Source organism: Tessaracoccus zhenghani (assembly GCF_054552775.1).
The window spans coordinates 1,012,514-1,033,109 of sequence record NZ_CM137275.1 but is presented as its reverse complement, the minus strand read 5'-3'; the positions used below and the strand labels follow the sequence as shown (position 1 = coordinate 1,033,109).

At 67.7% G+C, this 20,596-nt stretch carries 21 protein-coding genes and 2 tRNA genes; 14 read left to right on the top strand and 9 right to left on the bottom strand.

Translation table 11 applies throughout. The features are described 5' to 3' along the window. Window positions 1-5: 5 nt before the first annotated feature. On the top strand, window positions 6-1,034 hold the full coding sequence (gene ilvC, locus ACX1DX_RS05015) for a ketol-acid reductoisomerase (RefSeq protein WP_459397833.1): 1,029 nt from the start codon (window positions 6-8) through the stop codon (window positions 1,032-1,034). A gap of 58 nt (window positions 1,035-1,092) precedes the next feature. On the opposite strand, the gene ACX1DX_RS05010 is transcribed toward ilvC, so the two are convergent. Continuing rightward, on the bottom strand, window positions 1,093-1,578 hold the full coding sequence (locus ACX1DX_RS05010; protein ID WP_198928172.1) for a hypothetical protein: 486 nt from the start codon (window positions 1,576-1,578) through the stop codon (window positions 1,093-1,095). Between the two features lie 109 nt (window positions 1,579-1,687). Between ACX1DX_RS05010 and mgtE the strand changes: the two genes are divergently transcribed. Further along, window positions 1,688-3,049 (top strand): magnesium transporter, encoded by a 1,362-nt coding sequence (gene mgtE, locus ACX1DX_RS05005; RefSeq protein WP_459397832.1) that lies wholly within the window; start codon window positions 1,688-1,690, stop codon window positions 3,047-3,049. Between the two features lie 61 nt (window positions 3,050-3,110). On the opposite strand, the gene ACX1DX_RS05000 is transcribed toward mgtE, so the two are convergent. Beyond that, window positions 3,111-4,163 carry a 3-isopropylmalate dehydrogenase gene (locus tag ACX1DX_RS05000; protein ID WP_076058454.1) on the bottom strand — a complete coding sequence of 351 codons (1,053 nt, stop codon included), beginning with the start codon at window positions 4,161-4,163 and terminating at the stop codon, window positions 3,111-3,113. A gap of 130 nt (window positions 4,164-4,293) precedes the next feature. Here ACX1DX_RS05000 and cimA point away from each other — a divergent pair, with 130 nt between their 5' ends. From cimA to ACX1DX_RS04975, 5 genes are all read left to right on the top strand, one after another. Continuing rightward, a complete protein-coding gene (gene cimA / locus ACX1DX_RS04995) occupies window positions 4,294-5,874 on the top strand; it encodes a citramalate synthase (RefSeq protein ID WP_459397831.1) in 1,581 nt (526 codons plus the stop codon). 31 nt (window positions 5,875-5,905) lie between these two features. Next, a complete protein-coding gene (locus tag ACX1DX_RS04990; RefSeq protein ID WP_076058458.1) occupies window positions 5,906-6,709 on the top strand; it encodes a fumarylacetoacetate hydrolase family protein in 804 nt (267 codons plus the stop codon). Then, the gene (locus tag ACX1DX_RS04985) at window positions 6,706-7,641 is read left to right on the top strand and encodes a CPBP family intramembrane glutamic endopeptidase (RefSeq protein ID WP_143570838.1); all 936 of its coding nucleotides are present in this window, start codon (window positions 6,706-6,708) and stop codon (window positions 7,639-7,641) included. Before ACX1DX_RS04990 ends, ACX1DX_RS04985 begins: the two co-directional genes overlap by 4 nt. A 79-nt stretch (window positions 7,642-7,720) precedes the next feature. Then, window positions 7,721-7,792: transfer RNA gene (locus ACX1DX_RS04980), tRNA-Gln, on the top strand. Window positions 7,793-7,848: 56 nt separating this feature from the next. Further along, window positions 7,849-7,924 (top strand) — tRNA-Glu (locus ACX1DX_RS04975). Between the two features lie 70 nt (window positions 7,925-7,994). Here the strand turns inward: ACX1DX_RS04975 and ACX1DX_RS04970 are convergent. Then, entirely contained in the window at window positions 7,995-8,381 is a 387-nt protein-coding gene (locus ACX1DX_RS04970; protein WP_182763541.1) for a DUF4870 domain-containing protein, read from the bottom strand. Between the two features lie 116 nt (window positions 8,382-8,497). Here ACX1DX_RS04970 and ACX1DX_RS04965 point away from each other — a divergent pair, with 116 nt between their 5' ends. Next, window positions 8,498-8,791 carry an antibiotic biosynthesis monooxygenase gene (locus ACX1DX_RS04965; protein ID WP_076058464.1) on the top strand — a complete coding sequence of 98 codons (294 nt, stop codon included), beginning with the start codon at window positions 8,498-8,500 and terminating at the stop codon, window positions 8,789-8,791. Between the two features lie 51 nt (window positions 8,792-8,842). Here the strand turns inward: ACX1DX_RS04965 and ACX1DX_RS04960 are convergent, their stop codons facing one another. Continuing rightward, entirely contained in the window at window positions 8,843-9,568 is a 726-nt protein-coding gene (locus ACX1DX_RS04960; RefSeq protein ID WP_459397830.1) for an IclR family transcriptional regulator, read from the bottom strand. A 115-nt stretch (window positions 9,569-9,683) separates the two neighbouring features. Between ACX1DX_RS04960 and leuC the strand changes: the two genes are divergently transcribed. The 4 genes from leuC (at window position 9,684) to ACX1DX_RS04940 (ending at window position 12,841) form a co-directional block, all read left to right on the top strand. Further along, entirely contained in the window at window positions 9,684-11,090 is a 1,407-nt protein-coding gene (gene leuC / locus ACX1DX_RS04955; protein WP_076058468.1) for a 3-isopropylmalate dehydratase large subunit, read from the top strand. Between the two features lie 3 nt (window positions 11,091-11,093). Next, the gene (leuD, locus tag ACX1DX_RS04950; protein WP_459397829.1) at window positions 11,094-11,699 is read left to right on the top strand and encodes a 3-isopropylmalate dehydratase small subunit; all 606 of its coding nucleotides are present in this window, start codon (window positions 11,094-11,096) and stop codon (window positions 11,697-11,699) included. Window positions 11,700-11,954: 255 nt separating this feature from the next. Next, window positions 11,955-12,569 (top strand): sigma-70 family RNA polymerase sigma factor, encoded by a 615-nt coding sequence (locus ACX1DX_RS04945; RefSeq protein WP_182763686.1) that lies wholly within the window; start codon window positions 11,955-11,957, stop codon window positions 12,567-12,569. Further along, complete coding sequence (locus tag ACX1DX_RS04940; protein ID WP_459397828.1) at window positions 12,569-12,841, top strand: zf-HC2 domain-containing protein; 273 nt, start codon at window positions 12,569-12,571, stop codon at window positions 12,839-12,841. The genes ACX1DX_RS04945 and ACX1DX_RS04940 overlap by 1 nt, the downstream gene beginning before the upstream one ends. Before the next feature lie 67 nt (window positions 12,842-12,908). Here the strand turns inward: ACX1DX_RS04940 and ACX1DX_RS04935 are convergent, their stop codons facing one another. Continuing rightward, window positions 12,909-12,983, bottom strand: coding sequence for a 50S ribosomal protein bL37 (locus ACX1DX_RS04935; protein WP_369819251.1), 75 nt, complete (start codon window positions 12,981-12,983; stop codon window positions 12,909-12,911). Window positions 12,984-13,106: 123 nt separating this feature from the next. Between ACX1DX_RS04935 and ACX1DX_RS04930 the strand changes: the two genes are divergently transcribed. Next, the gene (locus ACX1DX_RS04930) at window positions 13,107-14,519 is read left to right on the top strand and encodes a sensor histidine kinase (protein ID WP_459398178.1); all 1,413 of its coding nucleotides are present in this window, start codon (window positions 13,107-13,109) and stop codon (window positions 14,517-14,519) included. A 77-nt stretch (window positions 14,520-14,596) separates the two neighbouring features. On the opposite strand, the gene ACX1DX_RS04925 is transcribed toward ACX1DX_RS04930, so the two are convergent. Beyond that, window positions 14,597-14,848 carry a WhiB family transcriptional regulator gene (locus tag ACX1DX_RS04925; protein WP_076058478.1) on the bottom strand — a complete coding sequence of 84 codons (252 nt, stop codon included), beginning with the start codon at window positions 14,846-14,848 and terminating at the stop codon, window positions 14,597-14,599. 167 nt (window positions 14,849-15,015) lie between these two features. Here ACX1DX_RS04925 and ACX1DX_RS04920 point away from each other — a divergent pair, with 167 nt between their 5' ends. Beyond that, window positions 15,016-15,390, top strand: coding sequence for a hypothetical protein (locus ACX1DX_RS04920; RefSeq protein ID WP_459397827.1), 375 nt, complete (start codon window positions 15,016-15,018; stop codon window positions 15,388-15,390). Here the strand turns inward: ACX1DX_RS04920 and galK are convergent. Genes galK through ACX1DX_RS04905 form a run of 3 tightly spaced genes read right to left on the bottom strand, consistent with a single transcriptional unit; the run spans window position 15,387 to window position 20,548 of the window. Continuing rightward, the gene (gene galK / locus ACX1DX_RS04915; protein ID WP_459397826.1) at window positions 15,387-16,529 is read right to left on the bottom strand and encodes a galactokinase; all 1,143 of its coding nucleotides are present in this window, start codon (window positions 16,527-16,529) and stop codon (window positions 15,387-15,389) included. The genes ACX1DX_RS04920 and galK overlap by 4 nt on opposite strands. Beyond that, a complete protein-coding gene (locus ACX1DX_RS04910) occupies window positions 16,529-16,708 on the bottom strand; it encodes a DUF6104 family protein (protein WP_459397825.1) in 180 nt (59 codons plus the stop codon). The genes galK and ACX1DX_RS04910 overlap by 1 nt, the downstream gene beginning before the upstream one ends. Window positions 16,709-16,726: 18 nt before the next feature. Next, window positions 16,727-20,548 carry a multifunctional oxoglutarate decarboxylase/oxoglutarate dehydrogenase thiamine pyrophosphate-binding subunit/dihydrolipoyllysine-residue succinyltransferase subunit gene (locus ACX1DX_RS04905; protein ID WP_459397824.1) on the bottom strand — a complete coding sequence of 1,274 codons (3,822 nt, stop codon included), beginning with the start codon at window positions 20,546-20,548 and terminating at the stop codon, window positions 16,727-16,729. Window positions 20,549-20,596 lie beyond the last annotated feature (48 nt).

The following is a 20,596-nucleotide window of genomic DNA, read 5'->3' as shown; positions in this document are numbered from 1 at the left end:
AACCCATGGCAGAAATGTTCTACGACAACGACGCCGACCTGTCGATCATCCAGGGTCGCCACGTCGCCGTCATCGGCTACGGCTCGCAGGGCCACGCCCACGCGCTCAGCCTGCGTGACTCGGGCGTCGACGTGCGCGTGGGGCTGCGCCCCGGCTCGCCGTCGGCCGCGAAGGCCGAGGCCGAAGGCCTGCGGGTTCTCCCGGTGGGCGAGGCCGTCGAGGAGGCGGACCTCATCATGATCCTGGCCCCTGACCAGGTCCAGCGCACCGTGTACAAGGAGGAGATCGAGCCGCACCTGACCAAGGGCGACGCGCTGTTCTTCGCCCACGGCTTCAACATCCGCTTCGGCTACATCACCCCGCCGGAGGGCGTGGACGTGTGCATGGTGGCCCCCAAGGGCCCGGGGCACCTGGTGCGCCGCGAGTACGCCAACGGTCGCGGCGTGCCGGCGATCATCGCCGTCGAGAAGGACGAGACCGGCAACGCCTGGCCCCTGGCACTCAGCTACGCCAAGGCCATCGGCGCCCTCCGCGCCGGCGGGATCAAGACCACCTTCACCGAGGAGACCGAGACCGACCTCTTCGGCGAGCAGGCCGTGCTGTGCGGCGGCGCCTCCGCCCTGGTGCAGGCGGGCTTCGAGACCCTGGTGGAGGCCGGCTACCAGCCTGAGGTGGCCTACTTCGAGTGCCTGCACGAGCTGAAGCTCATCGTGGACCTCATGTACGAGGGCGGCATCGCCAAGCAGCGCTGGAGCGTCTCCGACACCGCCGAGTACGGCGACTACGTGTCGGGCCCCCGCGTCATCGACGAGCGCGTCAAGGAGAACATGAAGGGCGTCCTCGCGGACATCCAGAACGGCAACTTCGCCAAGCGCTTCATCGACGACCAGGACGCCGGCGCGCCGGAGTTCAAGGAACTGCGCGCCAAGGGCGAGGCGCACCCCATCGAGGCCACCGGCCGTGAGCTGCGCAAGCTCATGAGCTGGGTCGCCTCGGACGATGCCGACTACACCGAAGGCACCGCCGCCCGCTGATCAGGGCCGGCCTGAGAGGGCCCCCAGTGACCGCACCGGTCACTGGGGGCCTTTCGTCTCACCCGGGCTGGTCGTCGCGTTCGAGCAACTTGGGGGCCTGCTTCAGCCAGAGCTCCTCGAGCTCGCTCTCGTTTTGCCGGGCCCGGGAGAAGAGATCGGTGAGCTGCCGACGGTCGAGGCGGGTGTCGTCGAGCTGCAGCAGGATCTGCCACATCCTGGACTGTGCGTGCACGGCGTCCAGCAACGCCTCGAGCTCGACCAAATCTGAGAGCGGGGAGCGGCGCACCACCTCGCGGTTCAGCTTCAGCCGGCTCGCTTTCTCGGCCATCTTCGCGACGAAGTCCTTCGCGCTGTTCGGCTGCGCTCCGAAGCGCTCCATGATCTGCTGCAGTTCCTCGTGCGCCGCCTCGATGTCGACGGCGATGCGGGCGACGGCGTCGCGCACGCTCTGCTCGCCGTGGCCCTCCGCGACGCGGTGAAAGGCGTCGACGCCGGCGGCGGCTCCGCCGTGGTGGTCCCGAAGATAGGTCTTGATGTAGGTCATGGTCACAACCTTCCTGTGGGTCATCACGCTCGACGCTACCCGTTTGTCGCCACAGCCCGTGACAGATGCCCGGCTAGACTTCGGTCGGTTACCAAGGGTGAGGGGTGAGATGGCGCGCGACGATGGGACGGCGACCCAGGACTACGCCCGGGAACTGACGAAGCTGATCGACGAGATGCGGTTGCCTGAGGCCGCCAGGTTGCTGGGCGAGCAGCCGGACCACGTCATCGCCGGTGAACTGGCCCGGCTCGACGACGTGCCGATGGCCATCGCGTTCCGCCTGCTCCCCAAGGACACGGGCATCGAGGTGTTCGAGGAGCTCGAGCCGTTCGACCAACAGCGGCTGCTCGAGTCGCTGCGTGATGAGGCCTTCCAGGAGGTTGTCGAGGGGATGGACCCGGACGACCGCGCCCGGATGCTGAATGAGGCCCCGGCCAAGGTCGTGCGGCGCGTCCTGGGCGGTCTGAGCCCCACTGAGCGCGCCATGACCGCCACCCTGCTCGGATACCCCAAGGGCTCCGTCGGACGCGTGATGACGCCCGAGGTGCTCACAGTGCCGGCCGGGGCGACGGCGGGGGAGGCGCTCCTGACCGTGCAGCGGAAGGGGCCGCAGGCGGAGAACGTCTACACCCTGGCCGCAGTGGACGCGACGCGTCATCTCGTGGGCGTCCTGGAGCTCGGAACGCTGGTGCTTTCTGCGCCCGGGACCCGCGTGGGGGAACTGCTGGACCCGGACGCCGTCGTCGTGCCGGCCACCGAGAGCGCTGAGGACGCCTCGCGGTTGATGCGCGAGACCAACGCCTACAACATGCTGGTGGTCGACAGCGAGGGTCGCCTGGTAGGCATGCTGTCGCTCGACGACGCCATCGAGGTCATCGAGGAGGCTGACAACGAGGACACGGCCCTCCAGTCCGGCTCGGTGCCGTGGGCCGGCCACTACATGGCTGTCGGAGTGTTCCGGCTGGCCCGCTACCGGGCGCTGTGGCTGTCGCTGTTGCTGGTGGCCGCGACGCTGACGGTCTCGGTGACCCAGGCCTTCGAGGCGACGCTGGAGCAGGTGGCCGCCCTCGCGTTGTTCATCCCCATGCTGATCGGTGCCGGCGGCAACGCCGGGGCCCAGGCCGCGACCGCCTCCGTGCGGGCGTTGGCCATCGGCGAGTTGAGGTTCCGCGACCTGCCCACTGTCGCCTGGCGCGAGTTGCGCGTGGGCCTGTTGCTGGGCCTGATGCTGGCGATCCTCGGGCTCGTGGTCGGCACCTTCTTCGTCGGCCCCGGCATCGCACTGGTGGTGGCCATCTCGCTCGTGCTCATCTGTGCGTGGGCGGCCACGATCGGCGGCGCCATGCCTCTGCTGGCACGGAAGATGGGGATCGACCCGGCCGTGGTGTCGGCGCCGCTGGTCACGACGCTGGTGGATGCCACGGGCCTGGTCATCTACTTCCTGATCGCCAAGGCAGTCCTCGGCGTGTGATCCGCGGTGGGCGTGACCCCGGCGGCGGTGCCGGGGTCACGGGTTCCTGCGTTGTGCCTGGTCAGGCGAGCTTTGCCGCGATCCGGTCGCCGATCTCGGTGGTCGAGAACTTCTCCGCGCCGCGGGCCTCGATGTCTGCGGTGACGGCGTCGTCGATCTTCTGCGCCAGTTCCGGCCTGCCCAGGTGGTCGAGCAGCAGCGCCATCGACGAGATGGCCGCCGTCGGGTCCGCGATGCCCTTGCCGGCGATGTCGGGGGCGGAGCCGTGCACGGGCTCGAACATCGACGGGAATTCGCCCGTGGGGTTGATGTTGGCCGAGGCCGCCAGCCCGATGCCGCCGGTGACCGCAGCGGCGAGGTCCGTGACGATGTCGCCGAAGAGGTTGTCGGTGACGATGACGTCGAACTGCGCGGGGTCCACGACCATGGCGATCATCGCCGCGTCGATGTGCAGGTACTTCGTCTCGACGTCCGGGAACTCCCGGCCGACCTCGGTGAAGACGCGGTTCCAGAGGCTGCCGGCGTTGACCAGCACGTTGTGCTTGTGCAGCAGCGTGAGGTGGCCACGACGCGCCTGGGCGCGACGGTAGGCGTCACGCACGACCCGCTCCACGCCGTAGGCGGTGTTGACGGAGACCTCGGTGGCCAGCTCCTGCGGGGTGCCGGTGCGGACGGAGCCGCCGTTGCCGCAGTAGAGGCCCTCCGTGCCTTCGCGCACCACGACGAAGTCGACGGTGCGGCCCTCGACGATGTGCGGGGCCAGGGGAGTGGGGACGCCCGGGTAGAGCTTGGAGGGGCGGAGGTTGACGGCGTGGTCGAAGGCGAAGCGCAGCTTCAGCAGCAGGCCGCGCTCGAGGAGGCCGCTGGGGATGGCCTTCGAACCGGGGGCGGCGCCAACGGCGCCGAGCACGATGGCATCGACGGATTTCAGTTCTTCGAGGACGGAGTCCGGCAGCACCTCGCCGGTGCGCTGCCAGCGCTCGGCGCCCAGGTCGTAGTCGACGAACTCGAAAGTGTCCGGTCCGGCCGCGGCGGTCAGCGCCTTGAGCGCCTCCGTGGTCACCTCGGGGCCGATACCGTCTCCGCCGATTACGGCGATCTTGGCTGAAGTCATGGCGGAAACCCTACGCGAGGCATCTCCGGTGGCGGTGCGCGTCTCAGGTGTCCGTCCACTGGCTGAGACGTCCGGGCAGGCGCTGGACAGCGTATTGTTCCCCCAGATTCCCCAACCGACTGGAGAGACCATGCCGACCGTGCCGGTGCAGCCCGCCGAGTTCCACGTCTTCGACACCTCCCTGCGCGACGGAGCGCAGCAGGAGGGCATGCACCTGTCCGTCAACGACAAGTTGAAGATCGCGGGTTACCTTGACGAACTGGGGGTGCACTTCATCGAGGGCGGTTGGCCGGGAGCCAACCCCAACGACACGGAGTTCTTCCGGCGCGCCGCCACGGAACTCGACCTGCAGCGCTCCCGGCTGGTCGCCTTCGGTGCCACCCGCAAGGCCGGCGCCACCGCCTCTGAGGACGCGCTGACGAAGGCCCTCGTCGACGCCGGCACTGATGACATCTGCATCGTGGCCAAGTCGCATGACGAGCACGTCTTCCGTGCGCTGCGCACCACACTCGAGGAGAACCTCGAGATGGTCCGCGACACCGTCGAGTACCTCTGCAGCCAGGGCAAGCGTGTCTTCGTCGACTGCGAGCACTTCTTCGACGGTTACCGCGCCAATCCCGAGTACGCGCTCCAGGTGGTGCGCACCGCCCACGAGGCCGGCGCCGACGTCGTGGTCCTGTGCGACACCAACGGCGGCATGCTGCCCAGCTGGATGGCCGAAACCGTTAAGGCTGCCGCGTCGACCGGCGCGAACCTGGGCATCCACTGCCACAACGACACGGCCTGCGCCGTCGCCAACACCATGGCTGCCGTCGAGGCGGGCGTGATGCACGTGCAGGGCACGTTCAACGGTTACGGGGAGCGCACCGGCAACGCGGATCTCTCCGCCGTCATCCCCAACCTCCAACTCAAGTACGGCTGGGACGTGCTGCCGGCCGAGAACCTGGCGGAACTCACCCGGGTCGCGCACGCCATCGCGCTGGTGGCGCATCAGCCGCTGGTGGGTCGCCAGCCCTACGTCGGTCAGTCGTCGTTCGCGCACAAGGCTGGTCTCCACGCCTCGGCCATCAAGGTGGACGAGAACCTCTATCAGCACATCGACCCCAGCCTGGTGGGCAACGACATGCGCATGCTGGTCTCGGACATGGCTGGCCGCGCCAACATCCAGATCAAGGGTGAGCAGCTCGGCTTCGACCTGAACGACCGCGAACTGGCTGCGCGGGTCACGGAGCGCGTCAAGAAGCGCGAGGCCGAGGGCTACTCCTATGAGTCGGCCGACGCCAGCTTCGAGATGCTGCTGCGCGACGAACTCGGCATCCTCGAACTGCCGTTCCAGGTACAGAGCTGGCGCGTCTTCACCGAGGAGCGCGCCGGCGAGGACCTCTCCGAGGCCACCGTGAAGCTCACCGCCAACGGCGGCCGTTTCATGGTCGTCGGCGAGGGCAACGGGCCGGTCAACGCCCTGGACCACGCATTGCGCTCGGCGCTGCACTCGACGTTCCCGCAGGTGGCCCAGTTCGAGCTCACGGACTACCGCGTCCGCATCCTCGACGAGGGCCACGGCACCGACGCCACCGTCCGCACCCTGATCGACACGGCGTACAACGGCTACGCATGGACGACGGTGGGCGTGGGCACCAACGTCATCGAGGCCTCGTGGGAGGCGCTGCGCGACGCGCTGGCCTACGGACTCATGACCTACGCGGAGTAGCGCCGCGCCGGGGTCCACTACTCTGTGCCTCATGCGCATCGCACGTTTCGCCACCGCCGGACAGGATCCCGCCTACGGGGTCATCGAACTCGCTGTCGACGGGGGTGACCACCCCGACACCATCGCCACGCTGACCGGAGATCCGCTCGCCGGCGTCCCCGTCAACTACACGGGGGAGCGGCACGAGCTCGACGACGTGCGGCTGCTGTCGCCGGTCATCCCGCGCTCCAAGGTGGTCGGCGTCGGGAAGAACTACGCGGACCACGCCAAGGAGATGGGCGGGGAGGTGCCGCCGGCGCCGCTGCTGTTCCTGAAGCCGAACACCTCGGTGATCGGACCCAACGAATCGATCATCCGGCCCGCCGGGGTGGAGTCGCTGCATTTCGAGGGCGAGCTCGCCCTCGTGATCGGCCGGATCTGCAAGCAGGTGCCCGTCGAGCGGGTGCCCGAGGTGATCTTCGGGTACACCATCGCCAATGACGTCACCGCGCGTGACTGGCAGGCTTCGGACGGCCAGTGGGCCCGCGCCAAGGGTGCGGACACATTCCTCCCCCTGGGGCCGTGGATGAACACGCATCTCACCCTCGACGAGGCAGGCCACCTGCCCATCGAGACCCGGCTGGGCGAGGAGGTACGCCAGAGCGGCAACACCTCCCAGATGGTGCGCGGCATCGCTGAGCTGGTGAGCTACATCTCGCAGTCCATCACCCTGCTCCCGGGTGATCTCATCCTCACCGGCACCCCCGCCGGAGTGGGTGAGATGCAGCCCGGCGACGAGGTGCACGTCAGCATCGACGGCCTCGGCACGCTCAGCAACCCCGTCGTCGACGCGTGAGCCAGCCCCCCACGCCGCTCGCGCTGTTCCATCCCGGGGAGGCGGTGGACCCGCCGCCGGGGATGCCGTACCCGAGGGTGCTGCCCAAGGTCCCGTTCCTGGGCATGACCGTGACCCTCGGGATTCTGCTGGGCTTCTCGGCCTACGCGCTGCTGATCCCGCTGGCGAACCAGGCCTTCCTGGGCCTCGGGTTCCTGGTGCGCGGGGGCGGCAACTGGTCGGCCTATGTGGCGGATGCGGTCAGTTACCGGCTCCCCGACGGCCCCGTGGCGGGGCAGTTGGCGCTCGCTCTGCTCATCCCCATCTCGTTGCTGCTGATGCGCTACGTGCACGGCGTGAAACCCCGCTGGCTCGCCTCCGTCCAGCCGGGGATGCGCTGGCGCTACCTGCTGATGACGCTGGTGGTGGCCGCCGTGCTCCTCAACGCCGTCGTGTGGGCGCAGTGGGCGCTCGGGCAGTTGCCCCCGTTCGCCGAGGGGCAGCCGGGGTGGCAGGGTTTCCTGCTGCTGATCGTGCTCTCTTCGCCGTTACAGGCGGCCGCTGAGGAGTTCTTCTTCCGGGGCTACCTGCTGCAGGCCATCGGCTCGGCGACGGGTCGCGCCTGGGTGGGCGTCCTCGGCTCAGCGCTGCTGTTCGCGCTCATGCACGGGCTGCAGAACCCGGCGCTGTTCGCGCACCGCCTGGTGTTCGGTCTGGTGGCCGGTTCGCTCGTGCTGGTGACCGGGGGCCTCGAGGCCGCCATCGGGGCGCACATCGTGAACAACATCCTGAGCTATGTCTACGCGCTCTTCAGCATCGGGCTCGAGGAACTGCGGGCCACCACGGGCATCACGTGGGCGGAGGCCGGCTGGAACATCCTGGCGTTCGTGCTCTTCGGGCTCGCGGCCTGGTGGCTGGCCCGGCGCCTCAATCTCGCGACCACCACGCCTTGAACCGGCGCGCGCACTGAATTTGTGGAGCTGGCTGAGGGTGGTGTAGTGTTTCTTCTCGTGCTCGGGTAGCCGAGTAACTAGGGGTATGGGGTAATTGGCAGCCCGACGGTTTCTGGTTCCGTTAGTCTAGGTTCGAGTCCTGGTACCCCTGCGGATGGCGATTAGCCATCCAGCAGGAGAGAGTGTTAAGCTCTCCCACGCGTTAGGGGCCCCGTTGTGTAGCGGCCTAGCACGTCGCCCTCTCAAGGCGGTAGCGCGGGTTCGAATCCCGTCGGGGCTACCAAGCGAGCAGCCTGGTCAACATCTGTTGACCAGGCTGCTTTTTTGTGTGCCCAGGGCCGGGCGACGGGCGGTCAGCTGAGGATGCGGACGGACGCCGGGTAGTCGTAGGGACGGCCGTCGGAGGCGCGGACCGCTCCGTGGATGTGGCACCAGAGCGTCATGATGCCGGCGATCGCCCAGAGTACGATCGACACCGGGATCAGGACCACCGTGAACAGGCAGACCCAGGCGATGGCGTTCATCAGCCAGGCCCAGATGTTGAAGTTGAACGAACCGGCGGCCGCACGGCGGACGTAGCCGCTGCGGTCCTTGTAGAGGAACCAGACGATCAGGGGCCCGGCGAAGCTCAGCCAGCCGGCGCTGAGCACCATGGCGATGATCGCGGAGAGGTGGGCGAGGACCGCCATGGAGCGTTCGTCGCTCCGCGCGGCCGGGGCGTCGGAATAGTGGTAGGTCATGTTTCAAGGGTAGGGAGGCAGCGGCGCCGAGGGTATCCGGATCAGCCCGGACCGGACCCTACCGGTGCCCGGGTCCCGGCCTCCCGAGCCACCCCGGGGGAGCTATGTTGATGCCCATGTACGTCTTCCAGGTAGTCGTGACCATCCATCCAGAAGCCGAGGAGGAGTTCGCCGCCGTGACGGTGGCCAACAGCGCCGCATCACTCCAGGAACCGGGCTGCCTCCGGTTCGACGTGCTCCAGCACGACGACGACCCCACGAGGTTCACACTCGCCGAGGCCTACGTCGATGAGGGTGCGCTGGACGCCCACAAGCAGACCGACCACTACAGGGCGTGGGCCGAGGTGACCAACCGGGTACAGACCGAACCGCGCGTCAAGCAGGTCTTCAGGGCATTGGCCGGCCTTTAGGCGACAAGAAAACATCCCCCGGCGGTGTGCCGGGGGATGTTTCTGGTTGTCTCATTCGGGGGCGCCGCTCCTACGGAGAACCTCGCTCAGGCGCTCGGCCGCCGCCAGCACCGCAGGCGCGTGGAGACGACCGGGGGAGCGGGTCAGCCGCTCGATGGGCCCGGAGACCGACACTGCCGCGATGAGTTTGCCGGACGGTGCCAGCACCGGGGCAGAGACGGACGCGACGCCGGCCTCGCGCTCCGCCACAGACTGGGACCAGCCACGACGGCGCACGGTCTGCAGCGTGGCCATGGTGAACGACGCCGCGTCGAGCAGCTTGTCCAGCTTGTCCGGCTCTTCCCAGGCCAGCAGCACCTGGGCGGCAGAGCCGGCGGACATCGACAACTGCGCGCCGACGGGGACGGTGTCGCGCAGACCGGTGGGGCGTTCCACTGAGGCCACGCACACGCGGACGTCGCCCTGGCGGCGGAACAACTGGACGGATTCGCCCGTGATGTCGCGGAGGCGCTGCAGGATGGGACCGGCCGTGGCCAGGAGGGGGTCTTCGCCGGCGGACTCGGCGAGCTCGATCAGGCGGGGGCCCAGCACGAAGCGGCCCTGGAGGTCGCGCCCCACGAACCGGTGATGTTCCAGTGCCACCGCGAGGCGGTGGGCGGTCGGTCGGGCCAGTCCGGTAGCCGTGACCAGGCCCGCGAGGGTGAGGGGGTTGCGCTCGAGAGCGGCCAGCACGAGGCTCGCTTTGTCGAGTACTCCAACGCCAGATGTGTCGTCCATATGGTGAGATTATCAATCCACATGCTGGACAAGCAAACGGGGAGGTTGCGGCAATTCCTGCATACTTACGGGGAGTTCACACACGAACGATCCAATGTTTGCGAAGCGAGGAGCCATGGGTAAGACCCTGAGCGAAAAGGTATGGGACGCACACGTCGTCCGCGCCGCCGAGGGAGAGCCGGACCTGCTCTACATTGACCTCCATCTCGTCCACGAGGTGACCAGCCCCCAGGCCTTCGAGGGCCTGCGCCTCGCCGGCCGTCCCGTCCGTCGCCCGGACCTCACGCTCGCGACCGAGGACCACAACACCCCCACCCTGAACATCCTTGCGCCGATCGCTGATCCGGTCTCGCGCAAGCAGGTGGACACCCTGCGCGAGAACGCGGCGGCCTTCGGGATCCGCATCCACTCGCTGGGCGACAAGGACCAGGGCGTCGTGCACATCATCGGCCCCCAGTTGGGTGTCACCCAGCCGGGCATGACGATCGTCTGCGGCGACTCGCACACCTCCACGCACGGCGCCTTCGGCGCCCTCGCGTTCGGTATCGGCACCTCCGAGGTCGAGCACGTGCTCGCCACGCAGACGCTGAACCAGGCCAAGCCCAAGACCATGGCCGTCAACATCAACGGCGAACTGCCTGACGGCGTCACCGCCAAGGACGTCGTCCTGGCGCTGATCGCCAAGGTCGGCACCGGCGGCGGCCAGGGCCACATCGTCGAGTACCGCGGCTCCACCATCGAGAACCTCTCGATGGAAGGCCGGATGACGATTTGCAACATGTCCATCGAGTGGGGAGCCAAGGCCGGCATGATGGCGCCGGACGAGACCACGTTCGCCTACCTGAAGGGTCGCCCGCACGCGCCCGAGGGCGAGGAGTGGGACGCCGCCGTCGAGTACTGGAAGACCCTCCGCACCGACGACGACGCCACGTTCGACGTCGAGGTGGACATCGACGCCACGCAGCTGACCCCGTTCGTCACCTGGGGCACCAACCCGGGGCATGGCGTCCCGCTGGGCGGCGTCGTGCCGGCCCCCGAGGACTTCGAGTCCGAGGTCGAGCAGGCCACCGCCAAGCGCGCCCTCGAATACATGGACCTGGTGCCCGGCACCCCCATGCGCGACATCACCGTCGACACCGTCTTCCTGGGCTCCTGCACGAACGGCCGCATCGAGGACCTGCGCCTCGCCGCCTCCGTGCTGCAGGGTCAGCACATCGCCGAAGGCGTCCGCATGCTGGTCGTGCCGGGCTCGGCGCGCGTCCGCATCCAGGCCGAGACCGAGGGCCTGCATCAGGTCTTCCTCGACTTCGGCGCCGAGTGGCGCGCCGCCGGCTGCTCGATGTGCCTCGGCATGAACCCGGACCAGCTCGCCCCGGGGGAGCGCGCCGCGTCCACCTCGAACCGCAACTTCGAAGGACGCCAGGGCAAGGGTGGGCGCACCCACCTCGTGTCGCCGGCCGTCGCTGCCGCCACCGCCATCGTCGGCCACCTGGCCGCCCCTGCAGACCTGATTGGAGCCTGACCAATGGAACCCTTCAAGAGCCACACCGGCATCGCCGTTCCGCTGCAGCGCTCGAACGTCGACACCGACCAGATCATCCCTGCGGTGTACCTCAAGCGCATCACCCGCACCGGTTTCGAGGACGGCCTGTTCTCCGCATGGCGCAACGATCCGGAGTTCGTCCTGAACAAGGAGCCGTTCACCTCCGGCACCATCCTGATCCCCGGCCCCGACTTCGGCACCGGCTCCTCGCGTGAACACGCTGTGTGGGCCCTGCAGAACTACGGCTTCCGCGTGGTCATCGGTACCCGGTTCGGCGACATCTTCCGCTCGAACTCCGGCAAGGCCGGCCTGCTCGTGGCGCTCGTCTCCGACGCGGACCGCGACGTGCTGTGGGCCGCCATCGAGGCGGACCCCAACGTCGAGACGACGGTGGACCTCGAGTCGCAGACAATCGTGCGCGGTGACCTCACCGTGAGGTTCGACATCGACGAGTACACGAAGCACCGGCTGCTCAACGGCCTCGACGACATCTCGTTGACCCTGCAGGACGCGGACACCATCTCGGCCTACGAGGCGACCCGTCCGTCGTTCAAGCCGAAGACCCTCCCGGTGCGCACCGCCGGCTGAGTTCGTACCACTCATCGCACGAAGGGGACCTGCCCAGGGGCAGGTCCCCTTCTGCTGTCCCCGGGATCGGTGACCCCGGTGGGGTTGTCCGCCGCCGCAGGCGCCCGCGGTACACAGTCCTTCCGTGGGAATAACTCGCCGATGCGCAGCGTTACACAGCACATGACCACGATGCCAGCCATGACGCGCAGCGCCACCGCGTTGCCGGTGGGCTCAGTGCGAGCCATCGTGCTTCTTGCGCTATTCTCTGTCGTGATGGACAAGGAACTGCTCGATGCGTCAACTGACGCCGAACTCGACGCCGCGGCCGCCGCGGCGTTCGAGGAGGAAGCGCTGAGCCATCTCGACCGCCTCTACGCCGCGGCGCTGCGCATGACGCGCAACCCGGCAGACGCCGAGGATGTCGTCCAGGACGCCTACGCGCGGGCCTTCGCCTCGCGGCACACGTTCCAGCCCGGTACCAACCTCAAGGCCTGGCTGTACCGCATCCTCACCAACACCTACATCAACGCCTACCGCAAGGCGCAGCGCTCCCCGCAGACCAGCGGCGACGAGGACGTCACGGACTGGCAGCTGGCCCGCGCCGCCTCACACGACTCCACCGGCCTGCGCAGCGCAGAGATGGAAGCGCTCGATCAGACGCCGGATGCAGCCGTCGCCAACGCGATTGCGGCACTCCCGGAGAACTTCCGCATGGCCGTTCTCCTCGCAGATGTCGAAGGGTTCTCCTACAAGGAGATCGCAGAGATCATGGACACCCCGCTGGGCACCGTGATGAGCAGACTGAACCGCGGCCGCGCCCAGCTGCGCGAGCTGCTCGCCGACTACGCCCTCGAGCGGGGCATCGGCCGGAAGGCGGGGGGCCGGTGATGAGTGAAAGCGACATGTTCTCCCATGCGCACGACGAGATGGACGAATGCGTCCAGGCCCTCGCCAGGGTGCACGCGTTCCTGCACAACGAGCTCCTCGACGCCGAGGCGGACATGATCCGGCACCACCTCCACGCCTGTGAACGATGTATGGAGAACTTCGAAATCGAATCCACCATCACCGAGATGATCCAGCGCAGCCTGCCGCAGAAGACGGCACCGTCGACGTTGACGGCCCGCATCCAGACCATGCGCATCTCCCGGACCGGCTGAGGACCAGCCGAAAAGTCAGACAAACAACAAGCCCCCGCACCAGGCGGGGGCTTTGTGGTTTCTCCGGTCAGGCGTTGGGACGCTTACCGTGGTTGGCGCCGTTCTTACGACGAGCCTTACGCTTACGGCCACGCTTACCCATGTTGGGCCTCCTTAGGTCTGTTTATGTCTATTCAGGTGACGCCCCATTGTGCCAGAAGGACCCGGCTGCACGGAAAAGGGTGTCCGTGGCAGAGTGGAGCCTGTGACCCGTGACGTAGACCTGATGAGCGACGACGAGTGGCTGGACGCGTTCGTGTCCGGCTGGCAGATGCTGGCAGACCTGAGTTTCTCTGACCTGGTCCTCTGGAAGCCCCTCACCGAAGAAGGCGACATCTTCGCCTGTACCGCCCAGGTGAGGCCGGTGACGGGCCCCACAGCCCTCGAGGAGGACATCGTGGGCGAGCTCATCGAGTACGAGCCGGACCACCAGGTCACTGTCGCCTTCATGACGCACGAAATCGCGGAAACCACGGACAACGCGATCTCCGCGGGCATCCCCGTCGACGTCTGGGCCATCCCGGTGCTGAGGCACGACCGCCCGGTAGCGGTGATCGAGCGCCACACCAACCAGATGGGCATGCGCGCCACCGGTGCCCTCGAAGAGAACTACCTCGAAGCCGCAGAGATCCTCACCCAGATGCTGATGCGCGGCGAGTTCCCTCTGGTGCCCCCGTCGGACAAGGCGCTCATGCCGCGAGTCGCCGACGGCGTGCTGAGGGTGCAGCCGGACGGTGTCATCTCGTACGCCAGCCCCAACGCCATCACCGGCTACCGCAGGCTGGGCGCCATCGGCGACATCGAGGGGGAGCGGTTCCGAGAACTCACCCGCCACCTCCGGCAGGGCGTGGAGTCCATGGGGCAGACGGTCAGCGCGGACATCGACGGCAGGCTCACCCTGGAGTTCGACGTCGAGGCCCGGGGCGCGTCCATGCGCTTCGTGGTGCTGCCGCTGTGGCTGGAGTTCACCACCGCCGGCATGCTCGTGCTGTGCCGCGACACCACAGACCTGCGGCGCCGCGACCGGATGCTCGTCACCAAGGACGCCACGATCCGGGAGATCCACCACCGGGTGAAGAACAACCTGCAGACGGTGGCCGCGCTGCTGCGCATGCAGTCGCGGCGGTTGAAGTCGGAGGAGGGAAGGGAAGCCCTGCGCGACGCCATGCGCCGCGTGTCGTCGATCGCCATGGTTCACGAGACCCTCAGCTATTCGCTGGTGGAGGAGGTGGCCTTCGACGGCGTCTGCGACAAGATCCTCGAGATGGTGGGCGACCTCGCCGCCTCAGCCGGCACGGTACGGGCCACGCGGCGCGGCACGTTCGGAGTGATCCCGGCGGAGATCGCCACGTCGCTCTCGATGGTCATCACCGAGCTCTGTCAGAACGCCGTCGAGCACGGCCTGGACAGCGCCTCAGGGCTCGTGGAGGTGCTGCCCCACCGCGACGGTGGCACGCTGACGATCGACATCCTCGACGGCGGCAACGGTCTTCCCGACGGATTCCGGATGGGATCCCAGAAGTCGTTGGGGCTGTCGATCATCTCGACGCTGATCCACGACCTCGACGGCACCTTCACGCTGAGGAACAGGGAGGACGGCGAGGGCGCCGTGGCCCACATCGTGCTGCCCGTTCCGTGAGGTGCTGAACGGGCGGCGTGTCAGAGGCTCAGGACGCGCAGAGCCCGCCCCCGAGAGGGCTCACGAGGCGGGTCGGGTCAGTTGTTGCGGAGGCGGGAGCGGGCGGCGCGGCGCTTGATCGCGCGACGCTCGTCTTCGCTCAGACCGCCCCAGACGCCGTGGTCCTGACCGGCTTCGAGTGCCCACGAGAGGCACTGGTCCTTGACGACACAACGGGCGCAGATCTTCTTGGCCTCTTCGATTTGAGCCAAGGCCGGCCCCGTGTTGCCGACGGGAAAGAACAACTCCGGATCCTCAGTGAGGCAGGCAGCCCGGTGGCGCCAATCCATAGTTGTACTCCTTCTGTCGGGGGGGAAAATCCGCTGCGGAATTCTCCGCAAGCTCATGCAGATTACCCTTGCCGGCAACGATAAGCAATAGCAGTGGCTGCGTGTTGTATACCGCGCCGATCGGCTGCAAACTTGCTGAGAATTGCTGGCTGGGGCACGCTGATCGGGTGACTGCTGTGCTGCGACGTCCCCTGCTGGCGATCCCTGTGATCCTGACCGCCCTGATCGGTCTGGCCATCCTGGGCGTCGCCTTCGGCACGCTGGTGGCCAACAGCAGGATGTTCGGCATCGGGGTGGCGGCGATGCTCTCGGTCTACGGCATCGCCCTGATCGCCTTCGCCTGGCTGGTCGTGCGCGGCCAGCGGTGGGCGCTGGGCCTGATCGTCGCGTCGTCCCTGCTGCACGCCATGGTCGTCTACAGCCTGCTGGGCACCGATGACCGCGCGCAGTTCATCGGTGCCCTCGTCGTGGCCCCCTTCATCCTCGCGACGGTCGTCACCTCTGTGGTGGCGGTGGGCCGCGGCGAGCTGGAGAAGCTCTAGACGAGCCGCCCTGCTCCTGGGGCCGGCGTGGCGGTGAACCACTCCGGGGCACCGAAGCCCGCGTCGGCGAAAGCGGTGGCGATGGCCTGACCGATCAGGTCCGCCTCGCCCGCCTTCGTGAGCGCGATGATGCAGCCGCCGAAACCGCCTCCAGTCATGCGCGCACCCAGGGCGCCGGCCCGCTTGGCCGTGTCCACGGCGAGGTCGACGGTGGGCACCGTGATCTCGTAGTCGTCGCGCATCGAGGCGTGCGACGCATCCAGCAGCGGTGCCAACTCCGCGAGATCTGCGGATCGCGCCAGCTCGAAAGCCTTCAGGACTCGCTCATTCTCCGTGACCACGTGCCGCACCCGCTTCACCATGGTGGGGTCCTCGAGCTTCTCGATGGCCTCGTCCAGGTCAGTGACGTCGCGCAGCGCAGGGATGCCCAGGATGGCGGCCGCCTGCTCGCAGGAGGCCCGGCGGGTGCCGTATTCGCCGTCGACGTGGCTGTGCGGGGTCTTCGTGTCGAGCACCAGCATCTCGTAGCCCTGCTCGGCCATCGGCAGGGGAACCTGCTCTGTCTCCAGCGTGCGGCAGTCCATGAACAGGCCGTGCGCGGCCTCGCACAGGGTGCTGGCGGCCTGGTCCAGCAGGCCCGTGGGCGCTCCCACATAGGCGTTCTCGGCCACGCGGGCGAGCTTGGCGCGGTCGATGGGCTCGATGTCGAGCCCGTATAGGTCTGTGAGCACCGCGACGGTGGCGCACTCGATGGCGGCGGAGCTCGACAGGCCCGCACCGAGGGGCACGTCCGAGCTCATCACCAGGTTGGCCCCGCCCACGGCGTGGCCGGCCTCGCGCAGCGCCCAGACCACACCGGCGAGGTAGGAGGACCAGCCCTCGGTGCCGGGGGCCAGGTCCTCGATCCGCAGGCGCACCTCGTCGTCGAGTTCGAGCGAGACCATCACGAGCTCGTCGTCGTCGCGGCGACCGCCCGCGATGACCGCCTTCTTGTCGAGGGCGAACGGCAGGACGAACCCATCGTTGTAGTCGGTGTGCTCACCGATGAGATTCACCCGACCCGGAGCGAACCACAGGCCCTCGGGCGCACTGCCCACCACAGCGCGGTAACGGTCTCTCAGCGCATCGAGATCCAGCATCAGTCCTCCTCGTCGTCATCGAGACGCGCGAGCCACGAGGCCAGACGCTCCACGGGGGTTTCGAATTCGGGGTTGAGGTCGACGAAGGTGCGCAGTTGTTCGGCGAGCCACTCGAAGGAGACCTCCTCGTGGCCGCGCCGATCAACCAGCTCTTCCAGCCCGCGGTCAGTGAAATACATGACCGAGAGTTTAGGGCCTCAGCCCAGGGCGGCGCGCAGCAGGTCCTCCTCCTGCTGCTTATGCACCGCCATCGAGCCCACCGACGGCGCCGAGGACCACGGACGGGTCACCGGGGTCATCTTCAGGTCGAATTCGGGGAACAGTTCCTTGACGGCTCCGGGTAGGTGCACCGACATGAATGCCCACGCTCCCTGGTTCTTCGGCTCGTCCTGCACGAAGCGGATGTCGCTGACGTGCGAGTAGCGGCGCAGGATGGCCACGAGTTCTTCGGCCGGGAGCGGGTAGAGGCGCTCCAGAGCGATGATCGCGATCTTTCCGTCGTGACCGTTCTTCTGGCGGCGGGCCACCAGGTCCCAACGGACCTTGCCGGAGCACAGGACGATGCGCTCCACCTTCGACGGGTCCTCGATGGTGGGATCGTCGAGGGCGGGGTGCCAACGACCCGAGGTGAACTCCTCCGGCGTCGACGTCGCCAGCTTGTTGCGCAGCATCGACTTCGGGGTGGCGATCACGACCGGGCGGTGCCAGTTGACGTAGGCGTGCTGGCGCAGCAGGTGGAAGTGGTTCGCGGGAGTCGACGGCTGGCACACCGCGAGCGCGCCTTCGGCGCAGAGTTGCAGCCAGCGCTCGATGCGGGCCGACGAGTGGTCCGGCCCCTGACCCTCGTAGCCGTGGGGGAGCAGCAGGCACACGCCCGACTTCTGGCCCCACTTGGCGTTGCCCGAGGCGACGAACTCGTCCGAGATGATCTGAGCGCCGTTGACGAAGTCGCCGAACTGCGCCTCCCACAGCACCAACGCGTCGGGACGGGCCACCGAGTAGCCGTACTCGAATCCGAGGGCGGCGTATTCGCTCAGCAGCGAATCCCACACCTCGAAGGTGGCCTGGTCCTCGGTGAGGTGCTTCAGCGGCACCCACGCCTCGTTGGTGACCCGGTCCACGATGGCGGCGAAGCGCTGCGAGAACGTGCCCCGCCTCGAATCCTGGCCGGCCATGCGCACCGGGCGACCCTCGATGAGCAGCGAACCGATGGCGATCATCTCAGCGGTGGCCCAGTCGATGGGGCCGTTCATGATCGCCTCGGCGCGGCGCTCAAGCTGCGGCTGGACCTTGGGATGCACGGCGAACCCCTCCGGGAACTGCGTGTGCACATTGGCGATCCGCTGGAGCATCTCCGTGGTGATCTCCGTGAGCCGCTCTTCCGGCTTGGTGGGGTAGTACGGCACCTTGCGGTACTCGTCCGGCGCGCCCTTGGAGTCGCGCACCTCGCGGAACACGTTCTCGAGGCGGGCTCGGAAGCGGTTCATGACGTCCTCGGCGTCGGCCATGGAGATGTCACCACGGCCGATCAGCGACTCGGTGTAGAGCCGGCGCGTGGAGCGCTTCTGCTCGATGAGGTCGTACATGTTCGGCTGCGTGAAGCTCGGGTCGTCGCCCTCGTTGTGGCCACGACGCCGGTAGCAGACCATATCGATGACGACGTCCTTGTGGAACGTCTGCCGGTACTCGAACGCGATGCGGGCCGCGCGGATGCAGGAATCCGGGTCATCGCCGTTGACGTGCAGCACGGGGGCGGAGATGGACTTCGCCACGTCGGTGGAGTACGTCGAGGAACGCGACTCGGTGGGGGCCGTGGTGAAGCCCACCTGGTTGTTGACCACGACGTGGATCGTGCCACCGGTCTTGTAGCCGCGCAGCTGCGACATCTGCAACGTCTCGAAGACCACGCCCTGGCCGGCGAACGACGCGTCGCCGTGCATGGTGAGGGGGAGCACCGGGTAGTCGCTCTGGCGCAGCATGTCCTGCTTGGCGCGGGCGATGCCCTGGAGCACCGGGTTCACCGCCTCAAGGTGCGACGGGTTGGCGGCCACGGACGTCTTGACGGTGGCACCGTTCGAGGCGACGAAGGTACCCTCCGCGCCCAGGTGGTACTTCACGTCACCCGTGCCCGACCTGTCGACCTGGCCGTCGAACTCGCGGAAGATCTGGCCGTAGCTCTTGCCGACGATGTTGGCCAGCACGTTGAGCCGGCCACGGTGCGGCATGCCGATGCAGACCTCGTCGACGGAGTCGTTGGCCGCCTGCTGCGCGATCTCGTCGAGCAGCACGATGACGGACTCGCCTCCCTCGAGGGAGAAGCGCTTCTGCCCGACGAACTTCGTCTGGAGGAACGTCTCGAAGATCTCCGCCTCGTTGAGCTTGTCCAGCGCGTGCATGTGCTCGTCGTGCGTCAGCGCCTGGTGCGGCTTCTCCATGCGCTGCTGGAACCAGCGGCGCTGCCGCGGATCCGGGATGTGCATGTACTCGATGCCCACGGTACGGCAGTACGAATCCTGCAACGTGGAGATGATGTCGCGCAGCGTCAGGTAGGTGCGCTCGGAGCCACCGAAGGTGCCCACCGCGAACTGACGGTCCAGGTCCCAGATGGAGAGCCCGTGCGTCTCAAGGCGCAGGTCCTCATGGGAACGCTGGCGGTACTCCAAGGGGTCCGTGTCGGCGACCAGGTGGCCGAACGCGCGGTAGGAGTTGATCAGCTCCAGTACCCGGGCGGTCTTGGAGACCTGGTTGTCGCGGTGCGCGGAGATGTCGCCGGCCCAGCGGAGCGGCTCGTAGGGGATGCGCAGCGCTTCGAAGATCTCGTCGTAGAAGCCGTTCTCGCCGAGCAGCAGCCCGTGCATCGTCTTCAGGAACTCGCCGGAGGTGGCGCCCTGGATCACGCGGTGGTCATAGGTGGAGGTCAGGGTGGTGACCTTGGATACGGCGAGGTCTGTCATCTTGGACTCGCTCATGCCCTGGAACTCGGCCGGGTAGTCGATGTTGCCGACGCCCAGGATCATGCCCTGACCGGTCATCAGTCGGGGCACCGAGTGGTTGGTGCCGATGCCGCCCGGGTTGGTGAGGGACGCCGTCGTGCCGGCGAAGTCCGACACCTGCAGGTCACCGGCGCGGGTCTTGCGCACCACCTGCTCGTAGGCCGACCAGAACTGGAAGAAGTTGAAGTTCTCGCAGCCCTTGATGTTGGGCACCAGGAGCTGGCGGGTGTCGCCCTTCTGGATGTCGATGGCGATGCCGAGGTTGATCGAGGGGTTCTCGATCAGGTTGGGCTTGCCGTCCACCATGTCGTAGGCGTTGTTCATCTCCGGCATGGCCTTGAGAGCCTGCACCATGGCGTAGCCGATGAGGTGGGTGAACGAGACCTTGCCGCCCTTTGACTGGCGCAGGAAGTTGTTGATCAGCACGCGCTGGTCGATGACCAGCTTCATCGGCACCGAGCGCACGGACGTGGCCGTGGGCACGGTGAGGGAGGTGTCCATGTTCTTGGCCGTGCGCATGGGGGCACCGCGCAGAACCGTGTACTTGGGCTGGGCACCCGAGGGCTCGGGACGCACGTTCGGGTTGGGGGTGTTGGCGCTGAGGCCGGCACCGGTGCCGGGGTTGTGCGGCGCGTTGCGGCCCGTGGTCACCTTTTCGACGGTGGGCTTGCTCTCCGTCTTGGCCGTAGCAGGCTTGGGGGCGGGCGCGTCAGACAGGCCGGAGGCCGCTTCGCGCTGCTTCGCCTCAGGCGACTTCGGGCGCTCCGACTTGGCTTCCGGCCTCGTCTCGGCCTTCGGGGCGGGCTTCGTCTCGGCCCGGGGCGTGGCCTGCGGTTTCTCGGGGGCACGACTCGTCGGCGGAGCGGCGGACTCCACCGCTGCGGGCTGCGGAGGTGCACCCTCGGCAGCGAAGAACTCACGCCAGGTGGCGTCCACTGACTGCGGGTCTGCGTCATACGCCTCCCGCTTTTCGTCGATCAGCCAGGAGTTGGCACCGAAAAGGTCATTCGAGTCAGGTGCTGACATGTTCCGTGGCAGAAGCCACTTTCCCCTCTATTTGGACGGAGGCCGCAG

What these genes read in the sequence shown, in the direction of transcription:
- ilvC (WP_459397833.1), top strand. Translation starts at nt 6, where the DNA reads ATGGCAGAAATGTTCTACGACAACGACGCCGACCTGTCGATCATCCAG.
- ACX1DX_RS05010 (WP_198928172.1), bottom strand. Translation starts at nt 1,578, where the DNA reads ATGACCTACATCAAGACCTATCTTCGGGACCACCACGGCGGAGCCGCC.
- mgtE (WP_459397832.1), top strand. Translation starts at nt 1,688, where the DNA reads ATGGCGCGCGACGATGGGACGGCGACCCAGGACTACGCCCGGGAACTG.
- ACX1DX_RS05000 (WP_076058454.1), bottom strand. Translation starts at nt 4,163, where the DNA reads ATGACTTCAGCCAAGATCGCCGTAATCGGCGGAGACGGTATCGGCCCC.
- cimA (WP_459397831.1), top strand. Translation starts at nt 4,294, where the DNA reads ATGCCGACCGTGCCGGTGCAGCCCGCCGAGTTCCACGTCTTCGACACC.
- ACX1DX_RS04990 (WP_076058458.1), top strand. Translation starts at nt 5,906, where the DNA reads ATGCGCATCGCACGTTTCGCCACCGCCGGACAGGATCCCGCCTACGGG.
- ACX1DX_RS04970 (WP_182763541.1), bottom strand. Translation starts at nt 8,381, where the DNA reads ATGACCTACCACTATTCCGACGCCCCGGCCGCGCGGAGCGACGAACGC.
- ACX1DX_RS04965 (WP_076058464.1), top strand. Translation starts at nt 8,498, where the DNA reads ATGTACGTCTTCCAGGTAGTCGTGACCATCCATCCAGAAGCCGAGGAG.
- ACX1DX_RS04960 (WP_459397830.1), bottom strand. Translation starts at nt 9,568, where the DNA reads ATGGACGACACATCTGGCGTTGGAGTACTCGACAAAGCGAGCCTCGTG.
- leuC (WP_076058468.1), top strand. Translation starts at nt 9,684, where the DNA reads ATGGGTAAGACCCTGAGCGAAAAGGTATGGGACGCACACGTCGTCCGC.
- leuD (WP_459397829.1), top strand. Translation starts at nt 11,094, where the DNA reads ATGGAACCCTTCAAGAGCCACACCGGCATCGCCGTTCCGCTGCAGCGC.
- ACX1DX_RS04945 (WP_182763686.1), top strand. Translation starts at nt 11,955, where the DNA reads ATGGACAAGGAACTGCTCGATGCGTCAACTGACGCCGAACTCGACGCC.
- ACX1DX_RS04940 (WP_459397828.1), top strand. Translation starts at nt 12,569, where the DNA reads ATGAGTGAAAGCGACATGTTCTCCCATGCGCACGACGAGATGGACGAA.
- ACX1DX_RS04930 (WP_459398178.1), top strand. Translation starts at nt 13,107, where the DNA reads ATGAGCGACGACGAGTGGCTGGACGCGTTCGTGTCCGGCTGGCAGATG.
- ACX1DX_RS04925 (WP_076058478.1), bottom strand. Translation starts at nt 14,848, where the DNA reads ATGGATTGGCGCCACCGGGCTGCCTGCCTCACTGAGGATCCGGAGTTG.
- galK (WP_459397826.1), bottom strand. Translation starts at nt 16,529, where the DNA reads ATGCTGGATCTCGATGCGCTGAGAGACCGTTACCGCGCTGTGGTGGGC.
- ACX1DX_RS04910 (WP_459397825.1), bottom strand. Translation starts at nt 16,708, where the DNA reads ATGTATTTCACTGACCGCGGGCTGGAAGAGCTGGTTGATCGGCGCGGC.
- ACX1DX_RS04905 (WP_459397824.1), bottom strand. Translation starts at nt 20,548, where the DNA reads ATGTCAGCACCTGACTCGAATGACCTTTTCGGTGCCAACTCCTGGCTG.